The organism is Methylobacterium sp. GC_Met_2 (genome assembly GCF_026540795.1).
Lineage (GTDB): Bacteria > Pseudomonadota > Alphaproteobacteria > Rhizobiales > Beijerinckiaceae > Methylobacterium.
In genome coordinates, this window is the sequence record NZ_JALNUM010000254.1 from 1 (window position 1) to 1282 (window position 1282).

The 1282-nt window shown below is 76.0% G+C and carries 1 pseudogene; it reads right to left on the reverse strand.

Features of this window, described 5'->3' with window-relative positions:
* Positions 1-1277 (reverse strand): annotated as a pseudogene (locus OXS49_RS33300) (glycosyl transferase); the annotation flags it as partial.
* Between the last annotated feature and the right edge of the window lie 5 nt (positions 1278-1282).

The following is a 1282-nucleotide window of genomic DNA, read 5'->3' on the forward strand; positions in this document are numbered from 1 at the left end:
CCGTTGAAGTCGGGCCTGGGGTTCCGGCCGCGTCGCCAGCCGGTGTCGCAGTAGTCGCCCACCGCGTCCGCCTCCGGCGCGAGACCGTAGCGCTGCCGGTAGAAGCCGTGGTCGAAGTGCTTCGCGATCAGCTGTGCCTGACGCGCCAGCGCCGCCGCCTTGTCCACGGGCTCCCGCCCGATCGCCCCGAGCCAGGCCGTGTCCTCGATCGGCGCCCGGGCCGGTTCTAGCCCGCACACCCGCAGCAGCGCGTCGAGCGTCGAACGCCCCGGGCCCGGATCGCGCAGCTCCCGCCAGCCCGAGCCGGCAAAGTGCAGGACCGGCGCCTGCCCGCCCACGTCCGGGTAGGTCGCCCGGTACCACTCGGCGTCCACCGCCGGCAGGTTCAGCCGCCCGGCCTCCGCGAACGGCTCGGCCCCCGACAGGAGCGTCTCCGCCACGTAGCGGAAGAACGGGTCGTCCAGAACCGCCCGGCTGCTGGCCCGCGCCTGCACGAAGCCGGCCGGGTCGAAGTCCGGGCGCGGGCTGACGAGGGCCCGCCAGCCGCTCTCCACGTAGGAATGCAGCAGCTCGGCCTCGGAGGCCTCCGCCAGCGCGTCCGCGGCCGGCCCGCGGAGCGCCGCCCGGTAGTGGGCGGCGTCGAAGTAGGGCGCGAGCGTGGCGACCCGCAGCGCCAGGGCCGCCGCGCGGTCCGGGCGGGCGGGGCCGCCGTTGAGGACGTAGTGCACCAGCGGGTTCTGGGTGGCGTAGGTGATACCGCGGGTGAGGCAGTAGGCCAGGGTGTCGAACCGGGGCGCCGGCTCGCGGCCTTCGCGCCAGCCCGAGGCCATGTAGTGCGCGGCCGGATCGACGCCGGCTTGCTGCAGGTCGGGGTTGCCGGCGCGGTAGAACGGCCCGTCGACCAGCCGCCGGGCGAGGCGCTGGGCCTGGCGGGTGTCGGGCGGGGGCAGAACCGCCGTGCTGGCCGCGGCGAGGCTGCCGGCTGCACGCACGAGGGCGTGCAGGAACGGGTTGATGCCGGCTTTGGCCAGGTGGGGGTGCGCGGCGAGGTAATCGGCGGTGGAGAAGTCCGGGCGGGGATCGCGGCCCTCGCGCCATCCGTGGACGAGGTAGTCGCGCACGGGATCGGCGGTGATGCCGTACCACGTGGCGTAGAAGGCGGCGTCGACATGGGGGGTGAGCGCGGCGACCTGCGCCTCGGCGCTGGCGAGATCGTGGGCCTGCGGCAGGGCGGGGCCGGTCAGGCGGGCCAGCAGCGGGGCGCCGCTGGCCCGCACCCAGC